22 protein-coding genes are annotated in these 24,369 nt (G+C 49.5%); 6 read left to right on the top strand and 16 right to left on the bottom strand.

The window, feature by feature from the left end; translation table 11 throughout:
* The first annotated feature begins 164 nt into the window (after positions 1-164).
* The 6 genes from AC0VZ8_RS22295 (at position 165) to AC0VZ8_RS22320 (ending at position 7,877) form a co-directional block, all read left to right on the top strand.
* Positions 165-1,898, top strand: a complete 1,734-nt coding sequence (locus tag AC0VZ8_RS22295; RefSeq protein ID WP_475484414.1) for a cache domain-containing sensor histidine kinase — start codon at positions 165-167, stop codon at positions 1,896-1,898.
* 13 nt (positions 1,899-1,911) lie between these two features.
* On the top strand, positions 1,912-3,459 hold the full coding sequence (locus AC0VZ8_RS22300) for a response regulator (RefSeq protein WP_475484415.1): 1,548 nt from the start codon (positions 1,912-1,914) through the stop codon (positions 3,457-3,459).
* A 143-nt stretch (positions 3,460-3,602) separates the two neighbouring features.
* Positions 3,603-4,943: an ABC transporter substrate-binding protein gene (locus AC0VZ8_RS22305; RefSeq protein WP_220684519.1), complete on the top strand. Its 1,341-nt coding sequence runs from the start codon at positions 3,603-3,605 to the stop codon at positions 4,941-4,943.
* A gap of 118 nt (positions 4,944-5,061) precedes the next feature.
* On the top strand, positions 5,062-5,961 hold the full coding sequence (locus tag AC0VZ8_RS22310) for a carbohydrate ABC transporter permease (RefSeq protein WP_009589786.1): 900 nt from the start codon (positions 5,062-5,064) through the stop codon (positions 5,959-5,961).
* Positions 5,962-6,023: 62 nt separating this feature from the next.
* Complete coding sequence (locus tag AC0VZ8_RS22315) at positions 6,024-6,800, top strand: carbohydrate ABC transporter permease (RefSeq protein WP_373456890.1); 777 nt, start codon at positions 6,024-6,026, stop codon at positions 6,798-6,800.
* Positions 6,801-6,845: 45 nt separating this feature from the next.
* The gene (locus AC0VZ8_RS22320) at positions 6,846-7,877 is read left to right on the top strand and encodes a glycoside hydrolase family 88/105 protein (RefSeq protein ID WP_475484416.1); all 1,032 of its coding nucleotides are present in this window, start codon (positions 6,846-6,848) and stop codon (positions 7,875-7,877) included.
* 209 nt (positions 7,878-8,086) lie between these two features.
* Here the strand turns inward: AC0VZ8_RS22320 and AC0VZ8_RS22325 are convergent, their stop codons facing one another.
* The 16 genes from AC0VZ8_RS22325 to AC0VZ8_RS22400 all read right to left on the bottom strand — a co-directional run bounded on the left by AC0VZ8_RS22325 (position 8,087) and on the right by AC0VZ8_RS22400 (position 24,320).
* Positions 8,087-10,156 (bottom strand): peptidoglycan D,D-transpeptidase FtsI family protein, encoded by a 2,070-nt coding sequence (locus tag AC0VZ8_RS22325; protein ID WP_475484417.1) that lies wholly within the window; start codon positions 10,154-10,156, stop codon positions 8,087-8,089.
* 27 nt (positions 10,157-10,183) lie between these two features.
* The gene (locus AC0VZ8_RS22330) at positions 10,184-10,801 is read right to left on the bottom strand and encodes an NUDIX hydrolase (RefSeq protein ID WP_475484418.1); all 618 of its coding nucleotides are present in this window, start codon (positions 10,799-10,801) and stop codon (positions 10,184-10,186) included.
* A 250-nt stretch (positions 10,802-11,051) separates the two neighbouring features.
* Entirely contained in the window at positions 11,052-11,384 is a 333-nt protein-coding gene (locus tag AC0VZ8_RS22335) for a potassium channel family protein (protein WP_475484419.1), read from the bottom strand.
* Positions 11,385-11,474: 90 nt separating this feature from the next.
* Positions 11,475-12,047, bottom strand: a complete 573-nt coding sequence (locus tag AC0VZ8_RS22340; protein ID WP_260065892.1) for a hypothetical protein — start codon at positions 12,045-12,047, stop codon at positions 11,475-11,477.
* A gap of 53 nt (positions 12,048-12,100) precedes the next feature.
* The gene (locus AC0VZ8_RS22345; RefSeq protein ID WP_475484420.1) at positions 12,101-15,436 is read right to left on the bottom strand and encodes a DEAD/DEAH box helicase; all 3,336 of its coding nucleotides are present in this window, start codon (positions 15,434-15,436) and stop codon (positions 12,101-12,103) included.
* 131 nt (positions 15,437-15,567) lie between these two features.
* Positions 15,568-15,702 (bottom strand): hypothetical protein, encoded by a 135-nt coding sequence (locus tag AC0VZ8_RS22350; protein WP_475484421.1) that lies wholly within the window; start codon positions 15,700-15,702, stop codon positions 15,568-15,570.
* A 21-nt stretch (positions 15,703-15,723) separates the two neighbouring features.
* Entirely contained in the window at positions 15,724-16,233 is a 510-nt protein-coding gene (locus AC0VZ8_RS22355; RefSeq protein WP_475484422.1) for an N-acetyltransferase family protein, read from the bottom strand.
* Positions 16,234-16,336: 103 nt separating this feature from the next.
* Complete coding sequence (locus tag AC0VZ8_RS22360; protein WP_475484423.1) at positions 16,337-17,227, bottom strand: TIGR01777 family oxidoreductase; 891 nt, start codon at positions 17,225-17,227, stop codon at positions 16,337-16,339.
* Between the two features lie 134 nt (positions 17,228-17,361).
* On the bottom strand, positions 17,362-18,492 hold the full coding sequence (locus AC0VZ8_RS22365) for a class I SAM-dependent methyltransferase (protein ID WP_475484424.1): 1,131 nt from the start codon (positions 18,490-18,492) through the stop codon (positions 17,362-17,364).
* 20 nt (positions 18,493-18,512) lie between these two features.
* The gene (locus AC0VZ8_RS22370; protein ID WP_475484425.1) at positions 18,513-19,082 is read right to left on the bottom strand and encodes a methyltransferase domain-containing protein; all 570 of its coding nucleotides are present in this window, start codon (positions 19,080-19,082) and stop codon (positions 18,513-18,515) included.
* 23 nt (positions 19,083-19,105) lie between these two features.
* Entirely contained in the window at positions 19,106-19,279 is a 174-nt protein-coding gene (locus AC0VZ8_RS22375) for a hypothetical protein (protein WP_260065904.1), read from the bottom strand.
* Positions 19,280-19,300: 21 nt separating this feature from the next.
* The gene (locus AC0VZ8_RS22380; protein ID WP_260065905.1) at positions 19,301-20,515 is read right to left on the bottom strand and encodes a glycosyltransferase family 4 protein; all 1,215 of its coding nucleotides are present in this window, start codon (positions 20,513-20,515) and stop codon (positions 19,301-19,303) included.
* Positions 20,516-20,574: 59 nt separating this feature from the next.
* Positions 20,575-21,186, bottom strand: a complete 612-nt coding sequence (locus AC0VZ8_RS22385; RefSeq protein ID WP_260065907.1) for a hypothetical protein — start codon at positions 21,184-21,186, stop codon at positions 20,575-20,577.
* 226 nt (positions 21,187-21,412) lie between these two features.
* Positions 21,413-22,591, bottom strand: a complete 1,179-nt coding sequence (locus AC0VZ8_RS22390; protein ID WP_475484426.1) for an IS110 family RNA-guided transposase — start codon at positions 22,589-22,591, stop codon at positions 21,413-21,415.
* A gap of 257 nt (positions 22,592-22,848) precedes the next feature.
* Entirely contained in the window at positions 22,849-23,778 is a 930-nt protein-coding gene (locus AC0VZ8_RS22395; RefSeq protein WP_475484427.1) for a phosphotransferase family protein, read from the bottom strand.
* Positions 23,775-24,320 (bottom strand): STM3941 family protein, encoded by a 546-nt coding sequence (locus AC0VZ8_RS22400; RefSeq protein ID WP_475484428.1) that lies wholly within the window; start codon positions 24,318-24,320, stop codon positions 23,775-23,777. Before AC0VZ8_RS22400 ends, AC0VZ8_RS22395 begins: the two co-directional genes overlap by 4 nt.
* Between the last annotated feature and the right edge of the window lie 49 nt (positions 24,321-24,369).

Raw genomic sequence — 24,369 nt, forward strand, 5'->3', positions numbered from 1 at the left:
ATAAATTCAAATAACCGTTCTCCTTGTTCAAATAACCGACTACATAAGCAAAGCCCCTTTAATTATTCCAGGTGCTGGAATAACAGCGCTTGTATTGACAGCGTTTACAGCCCGGTACATAATGTGTACACAACATTTTGGGACCAGCGCAAGGAGACGTTGCCGTGCAAAAATGGATAACGATTTATAAAAATATGAAAATCAAAAATAAGCTTTCCCTTCTTATCAGCTTAATTGTTGCCGTGGCATTCACGTTCGCCGTCATCGTCCAGCAGTATGCCTTCTCCATCTACGACGAGCAGCTGTACCTCAAATCATCCCAGGTCCTTCACCTGTCTTCCTCCGCGATTGAGGCAGAGCTCGAGCGGATCGAACAGTTATCTTTTAATATCATTACCGATACCCAGATCCAGAATATATTACGTTCCATCGCCGGAAGCGAATCCGACTATGACAGGCTCATCCTCCGGCAGCATTTGGTGGACCGCCTCCTGAATTACGTAGGCTCCGAGCCCATGCTCTACTCCATTCACCTGATCGATTCGTATGATCAGCAGCAGGACGTCGGCAGTGTTGTCCCGATTGATCCTGCCAAGAAGGAGCTGATTCTTCAGCTTGCCGGGGACGCGGACGGGGGAGAGCGCTGGATATACCCTGACGATACGGATTCTGCCCTTCTACTTTCCCGGGAAATAAGATCCTATTCCGGCACTTTGTTCGATCTTAACTATTTGGGTACCATCATCATACGCATCAATATGGACAAAATCGTCCGGAAGTCCGCCGGCGGGGAAAGCGACCTGATCGTAACTTCCGGTACCGATGTCATATATCCCGCAACGCCGCACTTCGATCCGGTCGTCATTCAATCCTCCCTGTCGTCCGGAAACGGGTACCTAACCCGGGAAATCGATGGCCATACCTACTTTATCGCACATAATCGATCTGGCAACACGGGCTGGACGTATATGAATGTTACACCCTTTAACCAAACCTTCAAGCAAATCATATTCATTAAAGAGCTTGTCATCATCGTGTTCACCGTTATTTTCGCGGTTGCGATTCTGCTCGGCATCCGATTCAGCCGGGGTCTGACACGTCCTATCGAAAGTCTCATCACCCGGATGAAGCTCGCGGAAAAAGGAAACTTTGCGGAAGCCAACGTGCTCCCGCAGGACGCCGCCCCTGTCGCCATGAACGAGTTGGGCCTGCTGCATCGCACATTCCGTCTCATGATCGAAAGAATCAATGCCCTCATCACCGAGAATTATTCAAACCGGTTGTTGATCAAAGAGACCGAGTTCAAAGCGCTGCAAGCGCAAATCAACCCCCACTTTTTGTATAACACGCTGGAATCCGTAAACTGGCTGGCGAAGATGAACAAGCAAACCCAAATCTCCGACATGGTGCAAGCGTTAGCCTTCCTTCTCCGTAACTCCGTCAGTCTGAAGGAGCCGATTCTGACACTGGGTGAAGAACTGGAGATTGTCCGAAACTATGTCCTCATACAGAAGTTCCGGTTTGAAGACCGACTAGAGTTTACGCTGGATGTTAAGGAGCAGGATCTGCACCGCAAAATCCCCAAGCTGTCTCTCCAGCCTCTGCTCGAAAATGCAATTCATTATGCGCTTGAGCCGTCCGTTGACCCTTGTCAAATTTCGTTGTTCTGCAAGGAGACACCTTCCGCGTTCTGCGTCATCGTGGAGGATGACGGTCCCGGCATGGCACCAGATACCTTGACGCAATTGCGAAATGGCGATTTAGCCACCAGCGGTAACGGGATCGGACTGTTAAATATCGATGAACGAATCAAGCTGGCTTTTGGCGACCACTACGGTTTGTCCATTGACAGCGGATCGGGTCCTGGGACCCGTGTAATTCTGTATTTACCCAAATAACGGAGGGATTCGGATGTACAAAGTTCTGCTTGTGGACGATGAACGGATTATACTGGATGGCATATCTCAGATGGTGGACTGGCGATCATACCGAACCGAGCTGGCTGGCACGGCCCAGAACGGATTTCAAGCATATGAAAAAATCGTCAGGGAGAGCCCGGATATCGTCGTTTGCGACATTCGCATGCCCGGGCTCGACGGTCTGGAGCTCGTTGCCAAGACCCACGCCTCCCATCCTCATATCAAATTCGTATTGCTGTCCGGCTTCGGCGAATTCGAGTATGCCAACCGCGCCATGCAATACGGCGTGAAGCATTATCTGCTGAAGCCGACCGACGAGGTCAAGATCGGAGGAGCGCTGAAAGAGGTCATCAACGAGTTGACCCAGGACCGGAACAAGGAAACGTTTGTCCAGGAAATGAAGAACCGGCTCCGGAAGGTACTGCCCCATGTCAAAGAACAGGTGCTCAAAGAGTTTGTCACCAACAAGACCTATGGGCGCCATGATCTGGAGGAGTACCGAAGCCTGTTCGAATACGATTTCGATCAGCCCGTCCGGCTGCTATTGTTCCAGCTGGAGGGCACGGTCGAATACGAGCATCAATTTGCCGTGAAGAACATTGCGGAGGATCTGTTGGACACAACGCTGCTGAGTACGACGATCGGACAGCATGTACTGGTGCTCATCGAGAACCAACATGATCAGCAGCGGCTCCATGAGCAGCTGCAGGATATCCGGTGTACTTTTAAACAGTATTACAAGATGGACGTCACAATCGCGATCAGCGATCCCGGGCCTGTTACCCTGGTCCGGAAGCTGTACCGTGATACGCTGCAATGCTTGAACTACCGTTTCTATCTGGATGAGAGCGGGATGATCACGACGGAAGATACGCTGCACGCAGGCGGCCTGGAAGGAACGTTTGTCCTCGACGAGGAACGCCTGTGCATGCCGGTCCGATCCGGCCACCGCAACGAAGCGGAGCTTGCCTTGGCCGAATTTGTTCAGGAGCTGAAGCATGCGCAGCTTAGTATCGACATGACCAAATCCTATGTCATTCAGCAATATGTATCCCTCATCCGTCTAACAGACCCGGATGGGATGCAAGAACACTATGCACGGATTCCGGAAATCGCCGAGATGAGTACGCTTCAAGCCATTCAATCTTTCTTGGAGAAAACGGTACGGGAAATCACGCTGCGAAACTTCGAGCAAAACAAGGTCAAATATAATGCCATCGTCCGCAAGGTGGTTGAGATTATCGAGGAGCAGTTGGGGAACTCGGAGCTTACCCTTAATCTGGTGGCAAACGACATGCTGTATATGAACGCCGACTATCTCGGCAAGCTGTTCAAGAAGGAGACCGGCGAGAAGTTCTCCAATTACATAATGAAGCTTCGGATGAAGCGCGCAACCGAAATGATGGCAAGCAATCCCGATATCAAAATTTTTGAAATGGCGGAACGGCTCGGTTTCGGCGATAATCCTCAATATTTCAGCCAAGTGTTCAAGAAACAGATTGGCTGTACACCCTCTGAATATATGAAAAAGAGTGATTAACTTGTACGTACATCTCTGCTTTTTAAACAAATTGCACGGTTTTTTTCCTTACTCTTTCCCCGCAAAAACTAGATAATTGGGAATGTAAGCACTAACATTTGAAGCGACATGAAATGGTTGATTAACAAAGGGGAGGAAATGGAATGAAAAAAGTGTTAAACGCGGTTCTGATGTTTTCCCTGATCGGAAGTTTGATCGGCTGTTCGGGCGGCGGCGCCGCAGAACCACCGGCAAACGGCGGAACCGGAACGGAAACGCCGCCGGCGGCTGCAAGCGATAGCAAGGATCCGGTCAAGCTCCGCATTGCGTGGTGGGGCGGTCAGTCCCGGCATGATTATACCTTGAAGGTCATCGAGATGTATGAGTCCCAGAATCCGCATGTCACCATTGAGCCGGAGTATGCTCCATTCGATGACTATTGGAAGAAGCTTGCTCCCCAAGCGGTGGCCGGCGGACTTCCGGACATTATCCAGATGGACATCTCCTACCTGAATCAATATGCAGGCCGGAATCAGCTGGCGGATTTGAAGCCGTTTACCGAGAGCGGCGAGCTCGATGTCGCCGATGTCAGCGAGAATGCGCTGAGCGGCGGTGAGGTTAGCGGCAAGCTGGTTGCCATGAACCTCGGCGTGAACGCACTCCAGACTACATTCGACGTGGAGACGATGAAGAAGAACGGCATCGATATTCCGTCCAAGGAATGGACCTGGGACGACATGGACAAGATGGGGGCCCAAGCCAAAGAAAAAGGCCTGCAAATCGGAGGCTTTGCTTACCGGCATGACGTCTTCTTCCCGTACTACCTAAGAACCATCGGGCAGAAAATGTACAGCGCTGACGGCAAAACCATCGGATACAGCGACGACCAGCCTTTTATCGATTACTTCACCCGCTACCAGAAATGGTACGACAACGGATATATCCTGTCCCTGGACAAGGAAGCCCAGAAGAAAGGCGTAGCCGAAGAGGATGAAATTGTCCTTGGCAACTCTATATCAGGCACCGGCTGGTCCAACCAATTCCTCGCCGTGGCCAATCTGGTAACCGATCGTCCATTAGAGCTGAATCCGATGCCGGGACCCGGAACAAAAGAAGGACTCTTCCTGAAACCTTCGATGTATTTCTCGGTCACCGAAACCTCCAAGCATAAAGAAGAAGCCGCCAAATTCATCAGCTTCTTCATTAACGACATCGAGGCCAACAAGCTGATCAAGGGCGAACGCGGCGTTCCCGTATCCGCCAAGGTGAAGGAAGCGCTCAAGCCGCTCCTCTCCGAGAACGAAGCCAAAATTTTCGACTATGTTACTTGGGCTGAGGCCAACAGCACGCCAGGCGATCCGCCTAACCCGATCGGCGCGGTGGAGATCGAGAAGCTGCTGCGAGATCTCAGCGAACGCATCCTGTTCAAGAAAATCTCGATCGAAGATGCCGCGGCCGAGTTCCGCAAGGAAGCGAATGCCATCTTGGCCAGATCTCAGCAATAACCAGGACACGGCTAGACAAGGCATCTCCGGCACGTCTTTCCCGTGCAAGAGATGCCTTTTTACATCAGTGACCCCTGCACGGGGCGCAACCAAATCTGAATCGTAGGGGTTGAAATCTATGAAGAGGCTCCGTGAGAACGAGCACATCACCGGTTACGTGTTTTCAGCGCCGTTCGTTCTTGGTTTTCTCATCTTTACCTTATATCCAATCCTGTCGTCCCTGTATTATTCGTTCACCAATTACAATCTGATGGAAGCGCCAAGATGGCTGGGCTTGGGGAATTATGAGCGGTTGTTTCTGGAGGACGACAAGATCGGCAAGTCCTTTCAGGTCACATTCACCTATGTATTCGCCAGCGTTCCCCTGCGACTCATATTCGCCCTCTTCGTTGCCATGATTCTGAATACCGCAACCAAAGCCGTAGGGTTGTACCGCTCCGCCTTCTACCTGCCCTCTCTCATTGGCGGAAGCGTGGCCGTGGCTATCATGTGGCAGCAGATCTTTGGCGACAAGGGACTCGTGAACTCTGCCCTTTCGCTCTTCGGGATCCATTCCACGACCTCTTGGATCGGGAATCCGAGTACGGCGCTATGGACACTAATCGCCTTGTCTATCTGGCAGTTCGGCTCCTCGATGATCATTTTTCTGGCTGGTTTGAAAAATATCCCGAAGGATTACTATGAGGCTGCCAGCGTGGACGGTGCCAATGCGGTCCATCGCTTTTTCAAGATTACGCTGCCTATGCTCAGCCCCATTATTTTGTTTAATTTGACGCTCCAGACGATTTCGGCGTTCCTGACCTTCACTCCGGCCTACATTATTTCGCGCGGAGAAGGCGGGCCCCTGGACCAGACGCTGCTCTATTCGCTCTATTTGTATCGCAAGGCGTTCTCGCATTTTGAGATGGGATACGCGTCGGCGCTTGCCTGGATCATGCTCATTATCGTTGGTGTCCTGACCCTGCTCATCTTCAGATCATCCACCCGCTGGGTTCATTACGAGTCGAAAGGAGATTGACGGTTATGACCAAATCCAGACGTGTTCTCTACCATACCCTGGTCGGATTGTTCGCCCTCGGCATGACCTATCCGATTCTGTGGCTGGTCGCCAGCTCGCTTAAACCCAATCATGAAATATTCACGACAGCTTACAGCTTGATTCCGAGTCGGCTGGAATTCTCGAATTATGCTACAGGCTGGAAGGGTTTTGCCGGGACTACCTTCGGTACCTTCTTTAAAAATTCTTTTATCATTGTCATCATCTCCACCATTGGGGCCGTCGCCTCCTCGGCGCTTGTCGCCTTCGGATTGGCTCGGACCAAGTTCTTCGGACAGCAGTTCTGGTTCGCCTGCATGATGATAACGATGATGCTGCCCCATGACGTTGTGATCGTCCCGCAATATGTCATGTTCGCCAAATTCGGCTGGCTGTCTTCCTTCAAGCCGTTAATCGTTCCCCAATTCTTTGGCATTCCGTTCTTCATCTTCCTGATCATGCAATTTATCCGCACCATTCCGAAGGAACTGGATGAAGCCGCCAAGATTGACGGATGCAGCAAATACGGGATATTTTTCCGGATCGTTGTGCCATTGATCGTACCCGCTCTGATCACGTGCTCGATTTTCTCCTTCTACTGGAGATGGGATGATTTCATCAATCCGCTCATTTATTTGAACAATCCGGAGAAATACCCGGTGTCACTTGCCTTGAAGCTGTTCCTTGACGGGGAGTCGCTTAATAACTGGGGCGGCATGTTTGCTATGGCTACCTTATCGCTGCTGCCGGTCGTCATCGTCTTCTTTATCTTCCAGAAATATATCGTGGAAGGGATCAGCACGACGGGATTGAAAGGGTAATTCATACAGATAGAAGCAAATAGAATATGAAGGGAGTTTCTCATCATGCCTGCACTTGTATTTGATGATCAACAGATTGAGAATGTTATAGACCGCGTGGTTGACCGGACCTTTCGCATGGACTTCAGCTGGGACTGGCCGGGCGGGGTCGCCTTTTACGGGGTATGCGAAGCCTACAAGGCCACCGGCAAAAAGGAATATCTGGAACAGCTGAAAGCCTGGGTCGACGAAAATATGGAAGAAGGTCTGCCCAAGCTGTCCGTCAACGGTGTCTCCATCGGCCACTCCCTGCTGACCTTATACGAGGTTTATGAAGATGAGCGGTATATTGAAACGGCCAAGGAAATGGCCGAGTTTCTCACGCATGATGCGCTGCGTTTCGGCAACGGCATCTTTCAGCATACGGTGAACTCCGAAACGTATAAATTTCCGGAGCAGGCATGGGTCGATACAATGTTCATGGCAGGCTACTTCCTGCTTCGGATCGGCGTGATGCTGGACCGGGAGGATTACTTCGAGGATGGCCTGAAGCAGTATCATGGCCATGAGGATTGCCTGCAGGATCCTGTTACGAATCTCTATTACCACGGCTGGGACAACATCGCCGGCAACCATATGTCAGGCGTCTTCTGGTGCCGGGGCAATGCCTGGGCCGCCATCACGATGGCCCGTGCCCTGGAACTCGTGCCGGTTACGCATCCTTCCTTCATGATCATCGAAGGATCGCTGCGCGATCAGCTCAGCGCCCTGGTCCGGCTGCAGCATGAATCCGGTCTGTGGCATACGATCACGACCGATCCGCAGTCTCCGCTTGAAACGTCCGGCTCGGCCGGCATCGCCGCCGCCCTGCTGACCAAGGGACGCATCTACAATAAATACACGCAGAAATCGATTGACGGCATCTTGGCCAAGATTACCGAGGATGGTACCGTAACCGGCGTATCCGCGGGAACGGCCGTCATGAAAGACGCCGCAGGTTACAGAGGCGTGCCCGATAAGCGAATCCAAGGCTGGGGCCAAGGCCTGGCCCTTACCTTTCTCTCGGAAGTGCTGAAGATCAGGAGCAATCCTTATTGATTGAATGAGATACAAAAAAGGCAGGATTGGAGAGGATCAAGTTCGCCTCTACAACCTGCCGTTTGTTATATGCGTTTCCACAAGCGATATTTTATTGAAAAATAACCGGTTAACAGGACAGCTGTAACAAGAATAATTACATTCAAAATCATTGCTTTATCGCCCCTTTTCCCATCACTAATCTTAACGCGATTCTGCGTCTACGTTTCTTATCGATTGTCCCCTGTCTCTTCTTCGCCGCCATCCTTCGTCTGCTCCTCAGTCTTGTTCGGATGTGGCGTTCCGTCAAGTCCGTAGACTTCGTCATAAGCATCGAATATCTTCCTTGCAATCGGCGCGGCGCTTTGCGAGCCGAAGCCGCCCTCCGGCACAACCACGGCCACCGCCAATTTCGGGTTGTCGCGCGGAGCAAAGGCGATGAAGACGCCGTTATCAAGGTTAACACCTTTATATGATTGCTCGGATGTACCTGTTTTGCGGGCAAAATCATATTTAAAATCTTCGAAGGCTGCCAGCCCCTGCGTATTCATCCCCCGCTTGACGGTCTGCCAATACGCTTTGGGGAACTCGACCTCGTTCAGAACCTCGCGCCCGAATTTCTTGATTATCTTGCCATCCTGGTCCGTGATTTTGCTGACCAGCTGCGGCTTGATGCGCTTGCCTTCATTCGCCAGCATCACCGTGTATTGAGCAAGCTGTAGAGGGGTGTATTTACCCTGCTGACCGAAGGAAGCGTAGGCTAACGCCGCCAGATTACTTCCCGCTGCTTTTGTATCGGTATAATTTTTCAATCCTTTATGCTCGTTGGGCAAACCGCTCCCCGTTACGACGCCAAGACCAAACTTCTCCATATACTTATCCCAGACCGTAACGCCCTTCTCCCCGCCATACTTATTGACAAGCCTTTTGCCGATCATATCAATCATAAAAGCATTCGAGGATTGCTGAATCGCTAACTGCGGCTTGATGGGGCCGTTTCGATGACCGCCCGAGTTGGATATCCTCGTTTCGCTTCCTTCCCGACCTATGGTGGCGTACCCTTGATCAGGATAAGTGTCATTAATGCCAAATAACCCCTCATTAAGCCCGATCAGCACCGTCAGCGGTTTAATGACGGAACCGAGAAAGATCATGGATTCAAAGCCGTTTCCCGAGCGACCTGATCCATAGATCGTAATAGTCCCGTTTCCCGACGAGTCTACGACATCCTGCGTAATCTTGCCACCATTTACCCGCACATTCGAGTCGTAATCCGGCATGCTCGCCATCGCGACTACATTACCGGTATCCACCTCCATGGCGACCGCATATCCGGTTAAGGCATCCTTATGTAACTTACCCGATACCGGATGAGTATGAAGATATTGGAGCTGATCCATAATGGCCTGCTCCGTGGCAAGCTGAATGTCTTTATGAATCGTGGTGTGAATATCAAGGCCTTTTTCGGGAGCGATCATCGTCGGTACGCCGTCCACCATATTCTGCGGATTGATCGGAATGCTGAGATACCCGCTCTTGCCGCGCAGTTCTTCCTGAAACATCTGCTCCAATCCGTCATAGCCAATCCACTCTTCTTCCGTGTAGATCAAGCCGGGATTTTTCTGATCCTTGTTGCTCTGATCAATAGCCTCATAAACCTTAAGGTCTTTGGAGCCTCTGAACTTCTTTAAGTACCCGATCGTCTGAACGGCCACCGTATCCGGATCATAGTGCCTTACATTCTCCTCCACGATCTGGATGCCGGGAAACTTGGCACGATTCTCCATGAAATAAGCGATCTCTTCCTTCGTCAAATCCGTCTTGATGCGTCTCGGTTCATAACCATGATGCTTAATATATTCCAAATCCAGGTCTTTAATCACTTTCTTCACCGTTATCGGTTCCGCCTTGGGGTCCCCATACTTGTTAAACGCCTGGACAAGCCGCTTCGCCATCTCCTCCGCTTCCGGCCGGTTTTCTTTTCCTTTGTCCGTCTTCTTGCTGTAATCCTTCATGAGCGTGATATATAGTGAATTTGAAGCCGTAGAGTATGCTAGCTTGGTGCCGGATGCATCGATGATGGACCCCCTGATCGGCTGCAGCGGGAAATGCTTCTGCTCCCCCCCGGTTTCCTGGCTTGCCAGCTCCGGTCCCTCCACGAACTGTAATATGGCCATGCGAACGATAATGACGCAAAAGATTAAAAATGCGCTGAAAAAGAAAATATTGATCCGTCCATGGAATCTACGCCTGATTTCTGTTTCATCCGGTACGTCCTTATAAGGTTTAAAGCCCTTCACATTGTCTACGCTCCTTTGTTATATGGATTAATCCAGCCAAGTCGGCAGATGCGGGTTGTTCTCGAATTGGAACATTCGCTGCAATTGCTCCTTCGTATTCCGTTCCTCAGACAGCGGAGGCAGTTCGTCCTGGCGGAAAAAACCGACAGCGGACGTCTCGGTCCCCACGCCTGCAGCTCCGCCCGTAATGTCGCACTGAATGAACATTTTGTACACATGGAAGGCCGAAGGCGGATGGTTATGAAATTTCTTATCCAATACGGCCAGCAGCCTCCCTGCACGCACGTCGTAACCCGCTTCTTCCTTCACTTCCTTCACAACAACTTCGGCAGGCGATAGACCGATGTCCGCCCATCCTCCGGGCAATGCCCAAGCCCCGTCGGCCTTTTCCTTCACCAGCAGCAGCTTTCCGTCTTGAAAAATAACACCACGGACATCCACCTTCGGCGTTTGGTATCCGGTTTCGCTCGCAAACAGCGTACGGATCTTCTCGTCGCCTGCTTCCGTATACTCATGCATGATCTCGATGCTAAGCTCCCTCAGCTGCTCAAACCGTTCCATGTCATAGACATCCTTCGTATATTCCAGTCCGGCCTGGCTGATCGCCTGTATCTCTTTTGCCCAATCCAACCATTTGAGTGTCATAGATTCATCCCTCTTCGATTTCTTCTCATATATATAACGCCTGCTACCCACGATTGGTTTATAATGGAAGTGTTTGATTTCAAAATTATAACATATTTCCTGGCATAAAAAAGATGACCCCTGACAACAAATTCAGAGGTCATCTGCTTGCTAGTTAAGTCCAGACAGTTATTCTATGAACCTTCCACATATCGGGTCACAGCTCAATCACCTGGGCGTTTCCTATTTTCCATTCGGAATTCCTTAGGTCCTACTCATCCCTTTGATTCGTTCGGATTAAGGCATACGCCAATTGTCCGGCCATCCCCAGGAATAAACCCGTTCCGACGACAATGTAGACCATCGTGAATATTTTACCAAGCGGCGTCTGCGGCACGAATTCCGGATGACCTACCGTGCTTAAAGTCACTACGCAGAAATACAGAGCATCCAGCACCGATAGCCCTTCCTGCCTGGTATAAAACATCGTGCCCGATATGAGCATAATGACAATCAGAACAAACAGCGCTACAAAATACCGCTGCTTAAACGCTCGAAACAGACCGCTGAAAAGACGTTTTAACGTTAGTAAAAAAGATATCATCCCGGAAACCGTCCTATTCTATAACTGGAGTATACGTAACATCAATCTTATACAGCTATTATATCAGCGTTTATGTTCTCCGCCCATGAGCTAAGGATGAACGGAGAGAATATTCCCTTCGGAATCGATACTTCGAAATATAAAACCTCCGATTTGATCGGCAGGCAGCTGTTCATAATGAACGGCATATCCTTGTTCGACGTCCATTTCAATGTAGACCCCGGACAAGGCTTTGATCTGATCCAGATCATCGATCGGCTCATCATCCCATGGCTCATTGGTCACGATGATCTTCCTGCTCTCGTTCTCTGAAGTCTCGACCGCCAGTAAGGTATCATACATATCCTCCCCGCGACGGCTAGCCGACCAGATCCGAGTAAAGGGTTCATCTTCGGATCCCCGTTCCAGAACGACCGAGTTCGAAGCACGGTGCAGCAGTCCCCATTTACTTTCCATAAGGGTGACCATCTTCACGTTGCCATCATGCCAGACGATCAGCTTGTGATGATCCCCTATTCTCTCGTATAACTTATCCCCGGTATACGCAGGATGCAAGCGCCGCAAGGCCTGCTCTTCATTGTATACATATCCACCCAGGAACAGCGGCATGTAACTGATGACGACCAACACGGCTGCCAGTATGAGAAACATTGTTTTTTTCAAAACAACAACTCCTTGTCATCTTTTGCAATCGAGCGCCATCCATACCCATGAGTTTAGCTCTGAAGGGACAACAGCTCCCGGATCTCCGCCTCGGTCCAGCTTGGAAGCGACTCTTCTCCCGGCTGAACCAGTTCCTCGATCAGATCCTTCTTCTTCTGCTGCAGAGCAACCATTTTATCCTCGATGGTATCCTGAGCCACCAGCCGTATCACCTGCACAACCTTCTTCTGTCCGATGCGATGGGCCCGGTCCGTCGCCTGCTGCTCCACAGCCGGATTCCACCACAGGTCATACAAGATCACCGTATCGGCCCCGGTCAGGTTCAGCCCCGTTCCGCCTGCCTTCAGCGAGATGAGGAACACCTCCCGTTCTCCCTCGTTGAAGCGTTCGCACAGCTCCACGCGCTTCGATGCCGGAGTCTGTCCATCCAGGTAGAAAAACGGGATTCCCCGATATCCGAGCTCCCCGGCAATCAGATTCAGCATCCCCGTAAACTGGGAGAATACCAGCATCCTTCTGCCTGCAAGACGACATTCCTCAATGGTTTCCAGGAGCTGCTCAAACTTGGCCGAACTGCCCTCATAGCCTTCCACGAATAGGGCTGGGTGACAGCAGATCTGGCGCAGACGGGTAATGCCCGCCAGGATGCGAATCCGGCTTTTCTGAAATCCATCCTGCGCCAAATGCTTGAGCGTCTCCTGTCTTAACTTCGCAAGATAGGCTGTATAGAGCTTCTTCTGTTCGATCAGCAGGCTTGATGCCTGAACCGTCTCGATCTTCTCCGGCAGCTCCTTGAGCACATCCGATTTCAGCCTGCGAAGCAGGAAGGGACGCACCCGCCTCACCACGGTTTCTTTCGGCAATTCCTGAAACGCTTTTCGATCTCCAAAGAGTGCCGGGAATACGGCATCATATATGGACCATAGCTCCTCCAATCGGTTCTCGACCGGGGTGCCTGTCAGTGCAAACCGATAACGGGCATGAAGCGTTTTGACAACCTGAGCCGTTTGCGTTGTGTAATTTTTGAAGAATTGGGCTTCATCCAGAATTAACGTTAAGAACGGCAGCTTCGCATACCGCTCAACGTCCCTGCGGAGCAGCGGGTACGAAGTAATGATGACATCTGCGTTCCCCGCATTCTGTATAATCTTAGTCCGCTCGGTCTGAGTGCCATCGGCAATGACGGCCTTGATCTCGGGCGCAAACTTCTGGAGCTCATTAAACCAGTTATAGAGCAGTGAGGCAGGCGCCACGATAAGTGCAGGTTCGCTGCGCTCTCTGATCTCCGGGAGCACCGACAGAATGAAAGCAATGCTCTGAATGGTTTTACCGAGGCCCATGTCATCGGCCAAGATGCCGCCGAAGCGGTAGTGGGCCATCGTCTTCATCCATTGGAAGCCAAACTTCTGATAATCCCGGAGGACCGGTTCGAGGCTCGGCGGCACAGCAAAATCCAAATGATCCGGATTCTTCACGTGCTGCAGCATTCGGCGTAAGGATCGGCCAAGTTGAACCGTGGATCCCGCTTCTTCCCAATCCAGCAGCTGAAGTCCTTGGACTGCCGGCATTTTAAACGGTTTGCCCTCCCCTTCGTATAACCAAGGCCCTACCCGGTTCATTAAGGCAACCATGGCCTGGAACTCGGCGCTCTCCAGCGGAAGCAGCGCTCCGTTTCGCAACCGGTGATATTTGCGTTTTTCTTCAAGCGATTTGACGATTTCCCGGATTTCGGCTTCCCGAATCCCCTCCATGTCAAACTTCAATTCAAGCCAATCCGTCCGTTCGTCGACCTCCACCCGCACCTTGGCTCCCATCGGTTCAGTAAGCACCCGTTCCTTCACGGCTGTCGTTGCATAAACCACCAGCAGCTTCTCCAGCTCCGGGATCGTATGATACAGAAAATCGTATTCGGCATCCTCATCGTTCATGAAAAAACCGCCATCCGTTTTGGCAAAGGAGGCGTTCTCCATAAGCTCAAGAATCCGCTGCTCCTGCTCTCCGTCGCGAACGAGGATTGAGCTGCTGCTGTGTGTTGCGCGATGTCCCTCCAACGGATTAATGGTGATTTCTCCGTATTGAAATTCGAGTCCGGCCAAAAGCCGGCCACGCACCCGGTCCAGATAGAGCTTCGCTTTTAAAGGCGTTTTGACAATGCGGTCCGACACGGTCTGTGCCACGTGGACACTTCCAAGCTTCATCAGTCCCGGAACCACCCGTTCCATAATGGACTCCATCATCTCAGGTTGAATCCGGATATGCGGTTTATTCGAATTCTCAAGCAGATGCTTCATCTCGGAGAGTCTTCTGCAAGCATCCAATTCAAGCTGAATAAGCTTACCGTCCACAATGACGAGGCCGTAGCCCTCCAGAACGATCATTCGCTCCAATCCCTCAATCTTCATCAGGTAGTGATCATCCCCGGCTTCATCAAACTCGAATTGAAGGGGGATCGGATCTTGAACGAATTCCAGCTTATCCGTGAGGATCCCGTCCAAAGACAACAGGGAATGGTTCGAATGGGATAATCGTTCCCTTACCTCAGGCCAAAAAGTGGGAGGAATCATCAGCATTCGGTCGCTGCTTCCGTTTTTGCCATGCGGAGCATACATGTCCAGTGACTGTTTAAACATGCTTTCATGCTCGTATATACGAATCAGCTCCTGGAGAATATCATCATCCTCCTTTTTAAAGCTGTGTTGCTCCGGATCGTACGTGAAATTCTTCGTGAACATGCAGGCCTCTCCGTGCTTTACACACGCCAGAAACTCTCGGATCCGCTGCACGATGTACAAACGTTTCTTACCGATTCGCAGTTCAACGCCGAACAGGTATTTCCGATTTCCGTAAGGATATAACTTGAAAATGAACTCCATCTCCAGAACTTCTCGTGTGTCAAACCTGGATGCTGCCGTAGCCCTCCGGCCTGCAGAATAAGAGAACAATCCGAGCAGCTGGCTGCTGAGCCGCGCATCCTGCTCCCCTTCGTCCGAGCTTCTCTCATGCTCCGGAGAGTACCGAGGTGTTAATTGCCCGTCTCCATTATTCCCGCCGTCAGAAAGATGTAATAACGATGGATAAGGGCGGATTGGTGCTTCCACCGTTTGCTCAATATCACGGATATTCAAGAGCAGAGCCGCAATATGTCTACATCGCTTCCGGGAGAATCCATAATCGATGCAGGTGCATTCCGTGAATACATCCCCGTTCGAGTCAATCTCGGCATAGGCGATACCCGGCTCCTGATCCGTCACTTCAGCCTCGTATTTCCGAGTGTCCGTATCTTGTTTCAACATCGTAACATGTCCATCTCTATATAAAACCCCGCCGCGATCGTAAGAGGTCTTTCCGCATAATAGCTTGATCACCCGTTCGGTCAGCTGGTAACCCATAACCACAATCCCTTCTCTAATTGCTGCTAAAAAACAGTATAACATGTTGGGCGAAAAGGCTAGTAATGCCGACGTCCGATATTAGAAAACGTCTATCGACGTCCATTCCAGAAGACAAAAAGAACTCGCCGCTACGGCAAGTTCTTCTTCCGCTGTTTCTCATAAGGCCGGGTCAAATTGTCATAACGGGTGTTTTGACCTCTCCATGCTCTCCCCTTCGCCCGGATCTGAGTCCATTTGCGATAGAATCGCTCATCTCGATCCATCCAACCCCTCCGTTTCGTGGCTTAGATACGTTTGTAATACAGCACCGTTCCGTCCAGTTCGCCGTTAGAGGATATGGCATAATCGGGTATGACTCCAGCTTGTATGTAACCCAGAGACTGATACAGCTTGTTGGAGGGGTCCCCCTCCCGGGTATCTAAGACCAGCAACGTTCTGCCCTCTGCCTTGGCTTTCGGCTCCAGATGCAGCATCAATGCTCGGCCGATGCCCCCGCGGCGGGATGCGGGGTCCACCATCAGCTTTGCTACCTCGGCCCGGTGTCTGCCATTTGCCTTCATGGCGCACTGCAGCTGAACCGTGCCAATCGCCTGCCCATCCTGCACGGCAACCCACAGGGTAACCCCTGGGCCAAGCACATCCTCCCAGTAAGCGGAAGCTTCATCGTAAGACAACGGCGGTAAGAATCCTACCGATGCCCCATCTTCTACCACCCGAATCAACAATTCGGTTAATTGATGCTGTATGGCGGGTTCTAATTGATCAATCTCTACAATCGTTAACGTTGGTTTCATTATAGGACACTCCCTCTCTCATCTAATAAATCCATTCTATCCGTTCCGTTTCCATATGCCATCATTTTTACAATGCGTAATCCACCAAGGCGTTAAAATCCACTTATCGCTTCAAGATGTCAGCCAGTGCTTTATTCAGCGTATCATATGTACAATGAAATCCTGCCTTGCAGAGTCTGTCCGGAATGACCCATCGGCTCTTCAGCACGAGTTCCGTTTCGGTCTGAATCAGCCGGGCTCCCAGTTCAAGCAGCCATTTGGGTGATGGCAATCCCATTCTGCGATTCAATGCAAGCCGAAGCTGCTCCATTAGTTCTTTGTTGGTAACCGGATGAGGGGATGCACAATTGAATATCCCGCTCAGCTCTGCTCTCTCTTGTAAAAACAGGATCATACGATACAAATCCTCCACATGAATCCAGCTGAACTTTTGCTTGCCTGTACCTTGAACGCCACCGAGTCCGTATTTTACCAAGTTTACATAAGGCGTCATGACGCCGCCACCCGGTCCCAGCACGATGGCAATACGTAAAGCGATTTGTCGTGTCTGAGGCAGTGAGAACGAGAAAAAAGCGCGCTCCCATTCCTTGGCAACCTCAACCGAGAAACCCGTCCCGATTTCACCCTGTTCCTCCGTCATCGGCTTATCTTCAGCATGGCGATAAATCGTGGCCGTACTGGAATTAAACCATGTACGAGGAGGAGTACGGCATGCCTCGATAGCCGTGCCGAGTATATTCGTTGTATCTATTCTTGATTTCAGAATCAGCTTCTTATTTTCCTCATCGTAACGGCAATTGACCGATTTACCTGCAAGATTAATCAGCATATCCGCCCCCTCCAGAGCAGCGATGATCGCTTCTTGATCGTTCCATGCGATATGGCCCTTCCGTCGGGATATCATAAGTACTTGTGCATGCTGCTCATTCGTGAATTTTTTCGCAAGATAAGTTCCGATAAAACCTGTTCCACCGGCCAGAACGATCTTTTTCATAGAATAGAATCAGCTCATTTCTCTAGGTTTTATCCCCATTATAAATTCCCATTTTATCTATTTGTTTCTTACAATATATCATTTTTTCAATCAAGAATAAAAAGAAAACACCTTCCTTATAGAAGATGTTCCATTCATATAGCGCTGCCGGATTTGTATGATGATTTCTGAAAAACACCAAATTCTCTTTTCTTCCCGGTCCCTTCGGTATCCCCCAATTTCTCATATCTGTCAAAATGCGTCCCCCTAAGCAAAATAGCCTTTTCCTTCTCCGGCTCGGCCCCGGATTCCCAAAATAGAACTCCTGTAACACTCTGGTCTAATTTCCTCAGAAATGCTTCCCGCGCCGGCAGATCGTCCATCACATGATAGAATACGGTTAGAAGCAACCCGATATCATATGTTTCCGTAAGACTTGAGCGTTCAAACCGCTCCTCCTTGAGATCAAAATGAACTCGTTCGAGAACGTTCAGCTGCCTCGCCAGCTCGTAATGCTCAGCCATTGGCTCATAACCGGTAACGATTGCCCCCTGACGTGTAAAGTGTCTGGCATAAAATCCGATGTTGCAGCCGATATCGATTACCCTTTTTCCTCGAACGGATGAGGAACCCAGATACTCCATCATCAGATCCATACGGGTCGGATAGACATCATCCCGTTCACTCTTCAAATGCAAGAAATGAGGATTCAAAATCGGTGTATAAATCAGGGTTCGAAGATGGCGGGAAAAGACCTCGGTTACCTGGTTCACAGCATCCGTATGCTGCCACTCCTCATAGTCGCGAACGGTCATTCGGGCGGGGACGTGCCTAACTCCGCTGAGATATTGAAAGATGGCTCGATGGTGGCCGTCTTTCAAACGAAAATAACCGCCTTTCCTGTTGTATTGGACCAAAATCGGATCTTCGTTGAAATGCTCCTTATCATTGGCGAACAAGGCAGCCATCGTGCGATATTGCAAGCGCCGCTGTTCCAATAGATCATAATCCGAGATAGGTACCTTCATATCACGGGTGGTATATATGGAGGTATGCCAATCCAGATACAACTTCGGATCCCCCCCTAGATTCATAAGGTAACGGTACAATTGCAAATGGGGTGACAACCGAATAATTGGAAGATCGGCATATCTTGTATGAACTTCATACCAGGCTTCCGTGTAGTTTGGAATTTCGGCTTTATGTTCCTCTTCTATGAAATCCGTAAATAACAATTCCAGCGGTACTTTCGTGACCATGGTCTGCAAATGTGATTCAGATGACATCGCGCAAGCCTCCCTTCTAGCTACTTGCCTGGCATCGAAAACAAATACGTGGAGAAATCACGGTTAATGTAATCCTTAAAGTGCCTTTTGTCGACTACGGGAAACAGATCCAGCTCCTCCGTTGTCCATGTGCTCAAATGGGTTTCGAAATCATTACCGTACACTGCTCCCTGCGGCCAGTCTGTTCCAATCGGAACATTCAGCAGAACGAAGCGGGATTTTTCAATACAGGTCTGCAGCAGCACAAGCGCCCGCTCTTTTGTAAAGTGCTCCAGAACGTCACCAAGAATGATCAGATCGAATTGTCCTGGCTGAACCTCCGTTTGTACATGATCGAATGCATCCGCAACATGGATGATATTGTAGAAACAGGAATGATATGAATCAATATTGACCGGATAGATTTCAATCCCTTCGATGCGCGTATCCCAATATGTGCGGAATACGCGCCCCTCCCAAACATCCAAATATTCGCGGCAGATCATTCCCCAACGGCCAAATCCAACGCCGACATCCAGTACGGACTTCGGAGATACATACCGGATCAGATCCACACAAAAAGATAAATTCTGCCAGTTAGATGTTCCCATTCCCATACCTCCATTCGATCATTCTATTTCATATTCATCATCATATTAATAATCCGGTAATCCGGTATGAAATAATCCTTAGGAAGCCGGCTTACTGTTTGCTCCCACACCATTTGATTCACCATTAATGACGAAGGGAATTGATTGACCAGAAACAAATGACTGTACTGGTCTCCGGGTACCTCTATCAAATGCATGGCCTTCCTCCCTTTCCTAGGTTACTGGGCCTTGCTTATCTCTTTTTGATAAACCTCCAATACTCGCTTCACCATGGAATCCAGACCACGATGAGCCAATGCCCATTTCCGCGCTTGTTTACCTAGAAGCCTACGGTACGCTTCATCTTCCAGCAACATATTCAGACGTGCAGTAAGCATATCGTCATTCCCGGTCTGAAAGAGAAGGCCGTTCACCTCATGCTGTACCGCTTCCTTAAGACCGCCCGCATCCGAAGAAACGATCGGCAGTTCGGCAATCTGCGCCTCCATCACAGAATAGGAGAGGGTCTCCATCAGACTTGGCATAACAAAAATATCTGCCAGCCCTAACAACGCAGGAACATCGTCACGCGAGCCCCAAAAACGGACTGCCCCCGTCATACCCAACTGACCAACGCGATATTCGTACAATGCACGCTGATCTCCGTCTCCAACAAGCCAGCATTCCCAGTCCTGTCGAAAGGCATGGAGTTTGCCCAAGGCTTCCAACAACACGTGAATGCCCTTTTCATGACTGAGTCTGGAGGTGCAGATGATCACTTTCTTGTCCATGGGTCGAGTCAGTTCGTGCTCTTTCTTCAGCCTGTCTTCGAAGCTTGGAATATCCATCGCATAGGGAATCAATGAGATCCGGGATACCGGCAGACCAAAGTACGATACCACGACATCCCTCAGCCATTCGGAAGCCAGAAGCAACTGATCGCTGGATGAGCCCCCGATATTCTCAATCGATTTATAATAATTCCAGACGAGTAATGGGCTGGAAGGTTTAATCCCTTGATCATTTTGGACCATATTCAAAATAGTAAGTGCCACGGAAGCATGAATGCTGGTTACCAAGGGTATGCCCGCTGGCTTCACACGACTGACGGCTGCCGCAGCCAGCACATCCTGTGCATGGATGACATCGTATTGCTCCAGGTCCAAATAAGAAAGCGTTAGCTCCAAACATAACCGCTCAGATTCAGCATGCCTGACCCAATTATCCGAGAATATAGGGGATGCTGCTGGGAGATTCGCCTCCAACATCGGTTTATAATGACTCTTGAACACCTTCCGGTTATCATCTCCATACACATAAAAGCAATCAATTCTGTCACCGACCATGTCGACCTCATGCCCCAGTGCCTCAAGCCCCTGCTTGATCTGCAGCATATACTTCCATAGTCCACCGACATGAGGAATCAGGAATATCGTCACGAGCAATATCTTCAAGCACCCCACCCTTTCCGAAAAAACTTCGTCATAAACAGCTTCTAATACTGCGAAATTATTTACAGGATCGGCTCCCCTATTTGGCAGTTGTGGAACTCTTCACTTGTTAAATGAACAATCTCTTCAACTCTCCACCGATAGAAAGCAAAGATGGCGGGTCCTCCGATTTTTCGCAGCATATGCCGCTCCCCATAGTAGATCGACCCATTCGGAGCGCTGTATAATCTGCCGTTAATAAGAAAAGACGTGAGCAAGGATGCATCATGAATCATATCCCCTTGAGGGAGTATAGCGATTAGTTCGTCCGGCAAGATGACAACGCTGGAATAATTAAAATGGAGCCTGTGATACATTTCGTGGGAAATAATCGGATGGAGACGCCGATCGCTCCACAGATAGATTTCCGATCCGCTGTTTTTTACCAGAAGGGTTGAAGGACTGTTCAGGATGAAATCCCCGGATATATTCACGGGTGACCCGGTCTCCATTTCTTCGAGTACCGACTCATTCAATTCCACCATACTTTTCGCGGTAAATCCGTACGAATGGAAAGTCGCCATATCGCTAATGGGCCGTTTCTTGCCTTGCTCAACCAAATAAACAGCAGAATACAAGCCCCTAATTAGAGTGCCATCCGGTACACGGCTCCTTACCCGATCGGTATGCTGCATTGACGTTCCCACCCTTCAACTAAACCTAGTCCATTATATTCTTGGCCAATCATTCTGGACTCGTCAGTTAACTATACCGTTTCACACATTTCTCTCATAAAAACCAGCTAATACTTGTCAAGGATTTGGTGTTGGTGATTGGCGATCTTCTTGATATACTATTTTTAAGCAAGACAAAAAACCTTCATTGGCGTGAAGGTTTTGGATAAATTTGGATATTGGAATATTAGGATTGATAGGGCTGGCTCTTACTAAGGATGGCGTATACGTGATGGAGAAGCTTGTTGGCGCAAGCGATCACGACAACCTTGTAGGGTTTGCCCTCTTTTCGTTTTTTATCGTAATAATCCCATATTTTGGGATTAGTTCTTCCACGAATACCGCACTGTACGGCTAAATATAAAGCACGACGAAGCCTCTTTGAGCCACGCTTCGTAATTTTTGAACTACTTGCCGTGAATTTCCCCGAACTGAATATCCCAGGATCCAATCCAGCAAAAGCAACAAGTTGTTTCGCTTCTTTAAACTGCCTAACGTCTCCAATTTCAGCGACAATCGCGGCTGCAAGTCTATCTCCTATTCCCGGTATACTTTTCACCAATTCGACCTCTGGAAGACTCGTTGCCATTTCATTGATCTGCTTCTCCAGTTCGCTCAGTTGCTCTGAAAATGCAAGCAGTAAGTCAACCATCCCGCGTAAAACGAAAGTTTGAGAATGACTTCTTGGCTGTTCGCTCCAATCAGACAGTGCTTCCTCGAGTTGTTCCACCTTAGCTTCCATCCATTTTCGTGAATGTGACCTTCCTACGCCTTTTTGAATGACCTCATGCAGATTCTCGACTTGACCTTCCAGACAACGGGCCAGCACGTTGAGAGATGTCACAGAAAATAGATCGCGAAATACCTTCTCATACGCTGGAAAAACTTGATCCAGCAAGGACCTCATGTTTAACTTCGCTTGCACATACATCCCCGTCACAAACTCATGTTGCCTGGTGACATGTTGAAGCTCTCTAAATGCCTCATCCCAAGTACGATGCGCGGTAACGTCTCCCCGATAATACATCTCGGCTAAATGCCAGGCATCTGCAGCATCTGTCTTTACCTTGCGCAACTGTGTTCCTTTCGCTCGTTTTGCTTGTAATGGGTTGACGATGAAATATGTCCATCCGTTGCGCTCTAGATAGGTGGCAAGTCCGCGGTGGTAATGACCTGTCGCTTCAAGAATAACGACCGGAGGCTGCATTGTCTTTGTCTGCAGCTCTGCAAGTACCTCCCCCAAATACTTAAATCCACCCTCCCCATGCGAGATGCTAATCATCTTCCCATACGGCTCATTCCGCTTTAAAAACGCTTGTACCACACTGAATCCCTTGGCTACGTCAACGCCGACAACAGGTTCCATAATAACCTCCCAATTCGTATTCACCGGCACTTCCTACGATGGTTCCAAACCCATAGCTTCGCTTGTGATGCGAGGTCAAAGCCTCTACCAGCTCAAACATGGTCATTGGGGTAGTAGGAAAACAGTTTTTTTGACGGGGTCTACGCCCCTAAAAGACCCACGTTCTCCCGGCTACCGCCATCTTAATGCACCTAAGAAAAAAGGCCAACCAAAAATCTCTGGCTGACCTAATAATACGAAAAGATCCCCGTAGGGATCTATCGATTTAATAGAGATATAATTTTGACTTTCATAAACTGATAGCTGTGGGGATCATCCTTCTTCGCATAGAAACGGAGTCCGTCCAGCGCTTTGAACAGTTGATAGCCTAACAGTCTCTCCTCAAAATATGGAATACTTACGCCTTGCTGCTCCAGGGCTTGCTGCAGCCTACTTGGAAACTCCAGCATCGGGTACCACATATGAAGAACAGAAACATCCAGCATGAAGTCGCCAAACATGGCCATCTCCCAATCCACGATCCCCGTAACGTTCTCGTTCTCTCCCAGCATATTACCCAAATGGAAATCTCCATGTACAAGATATCGCTCCGGAGGCGAATAGCGAACCCGTTCGATCATCGTTTGGTAGATTTCTTCAAAAAACTCTTTTTCCAGAAAGCTGTTCTCATACAGATTGTGCCACCCATGGTAGAAGCCTTCTTGCTCCTCATCGAAAACAGACGTGATGTAGTCCAGCCATGAACGATGGACAGCCTTGCCTTCCGGGGTAATCCAGCCGTAACCCTCATGGGAATCCGCGACATGTACCTGACGGATCCGCATGAATTGATGGACAATGTCGGGGATGAGCGCTCGAATTTGCGTCGGTTCAAGAGCACTTATCGGCGTTCCGGATACTCTGTCCGAAATGGAGAAATGAATATTCTCCACTCTCCCTACCTTGTGGATTCGGGGAATGGGCAAGGATTGTTCACCGTACATATCGTAGATTTTGAACACTTTATGAAGGCTATGCTCATTATCCTTAAAATGAATGACATAATCGGCATCGCCCTTGCGGTAACTGAACACCTTGCTCAGTTCCCCCATCTCGATGGGGGTGACATTCATTACCGATTCCCCTTCAATATGCTTCAGATGGCTTACCGCCATATCCAAAGTCATTTCCGGCTTAAATGTCCTCATAACATGTTCTCCTCCTTCAGCATCTGATCCGGGTTCGATTTGGACGCATTCCATCTTCGGTACATCAAAGGGAACAGCTCGTATATATTAGCGGAGATACTCGATGCAGAAATATGAATCGTAGAGCCCGTCATGCCTTTATTCATACGCATGAGCTTCCGCTTCCAGGCAGGGTGCCTGGACATCAGATGATCAGGATCATAAACTTCAATTCCTATGAATTTCTCATTCTTTATCTGATAGATATGAATATTTTTAATTTCGTCCCACGCGACGGCTCCTGCGCTCACATAAGAGGATTTATCGACGAACCCCTCCTTATGGATCAAGAGTGCCGGAGCCGATTGGAACAGCTTGGTGACGGCAAACACCAGTCCCGCGCCAAAAAACAACGCACAGATGATTCCGACAATGGCGATAACCATGTTGTCCGACGTCACCCCGCCGTATACCAATCCACTGCCTAGCAGCACAAACGCCAAAGAGCCCACTAGCATTTTGGTTACCTTAGGATAAATCTTTATTTCTTCTTGTTCCTGCATGAGTCGCACTCCTTGTATGAATTAACTTATGTCGATGACTCTATCATTC

This window comes from Paenibacillus sp. QJM3NY_38, assembly GCF_056173265.1.

Coding starts and splice junctions, on each gene's coding strand:
- AC0VZ8_RS22305 (WP_220684519.1), top strand. CDS start 3,603: ATGAAAAAAGTGTTAAACGCGGTTCTGATGTTTTCCCTGATCGGAAGT.
- AC0VZ8_RS22395 (WP_475484427.1), bottom strand. CDS start 23,778: ATGAGGACATTTAAGCCGGAAATGACTTTGGATATGGCGGTAAGCCAT.
- AC0VZ8_RS22400 (WP_475484428.1), bottom strand. CDS start 24,320: ATGCAGGAACAAGAAGAAATAAAGATTTATCCTAAGGTAACCAAAATG.
- AC0VZ8_RS22310 (WP_009589786.1), top strand. CDS start 5,062: ATGAAGAGGCTCCGTGAGAACGAGCACATCACCGGTTACGTGTTTTCA.
- AC0VZ8_RS22360 (WP_475484423.1), bottom strand. CDS start 17,227: ATGAAAAAGATCGTTCTGGCCGGTGGAACAGGTTTTATCGGAACTTAT.
- AC0VZ8_RS22365 (WP_475484424.1), bottom strand. CDS start 18,492: ATGTCATCTGAATCACATTTGCAGACCATGGTCACGAAAGTACCGCTG.
- AC0VZ8_RS22320 (WP_475484416.1), top strand. CDS start 6,846: ATGCCTGCACTTGTATTTGATGATCAACAGATTGAGAATGTTATAGAC.
- AC0VZ8_RS22390 (WP_475484426.1), bottom strand. CDS start 22,591: ATGGAACCTGTTGTCGGCGTTGACGTAGCCAAGGGATTCAGTGTGGTA.
- AC0VZ8_RS22315 (WP_373456890.1), top strand. CDS start 6,024: ATGACCTATCCGATTCTGTGGCTGGTCGCCAGCTCGCTTAAACCCAAT.
- AC0VZ8_RS22330 (WP_475484418.1), bottom strand. CDS start 10,801: ATGACACTCAAATGGTTGGATTGGGCAAAAGAGATACAGGCGATCAGC.
- AC0VZ8_RS22335 (WP_475484419.1), bottom strand. CDS start 11,384: ATGATATCTTTTTTACTAACGTTAAAACGTCTTTTCAGCGGTCTGTTT.
- AC0VZ8_RS22385 (WP_260065907.1), bottom strand. CDS start 21,186: ATGCAGCATACCGATCGGGTAAGGAGCCGTGTACCGGATGGCACTCTA.
- AC0VZ8_RS22345 (WP_475484420.1), bottom strand. CDS start 15,436: ATGGGTTACCAGCTGACCGAACGGGTGATCAAGCTATTATGCGGAAAG.
- AC0VZ8_RS22300 (WP_475484415.1), top strand. CDS start 1,912: ATGTACAAAGTTCTGCTTGTGGACGATGAACGGATTATACTGGATGGC.
- AC0VZ8_RS22375 (WP_260065904.1), bottom strand. CDS start 19,279: ATGCATTTGATAGAGGTACCCGGAGACCAGTACAGTCATTTGTTTCTG.
- AC0VZ8_RS22355 (WP_475484422.1), bottom strand. CDS start 16,233: ATGAAACCAACGTTAACGATTGTAGAGATTGATCAATTAGAACCCGCC.
- AC0VZ8_RS22350 (WP_475484421.1), bottom strand. CDS start 15,702: ATGGATCGAGATGAGCGATTCTATCGCAAATGGACTCAGATCCGGGCG.
- AC0VZ8_RS22370 (WP_475484425.1), bottom strand. CDS start 19,082: ATGGGAACATCTAACTGGCAGAATTTATCTTTTTGTGTGGATCTGATC.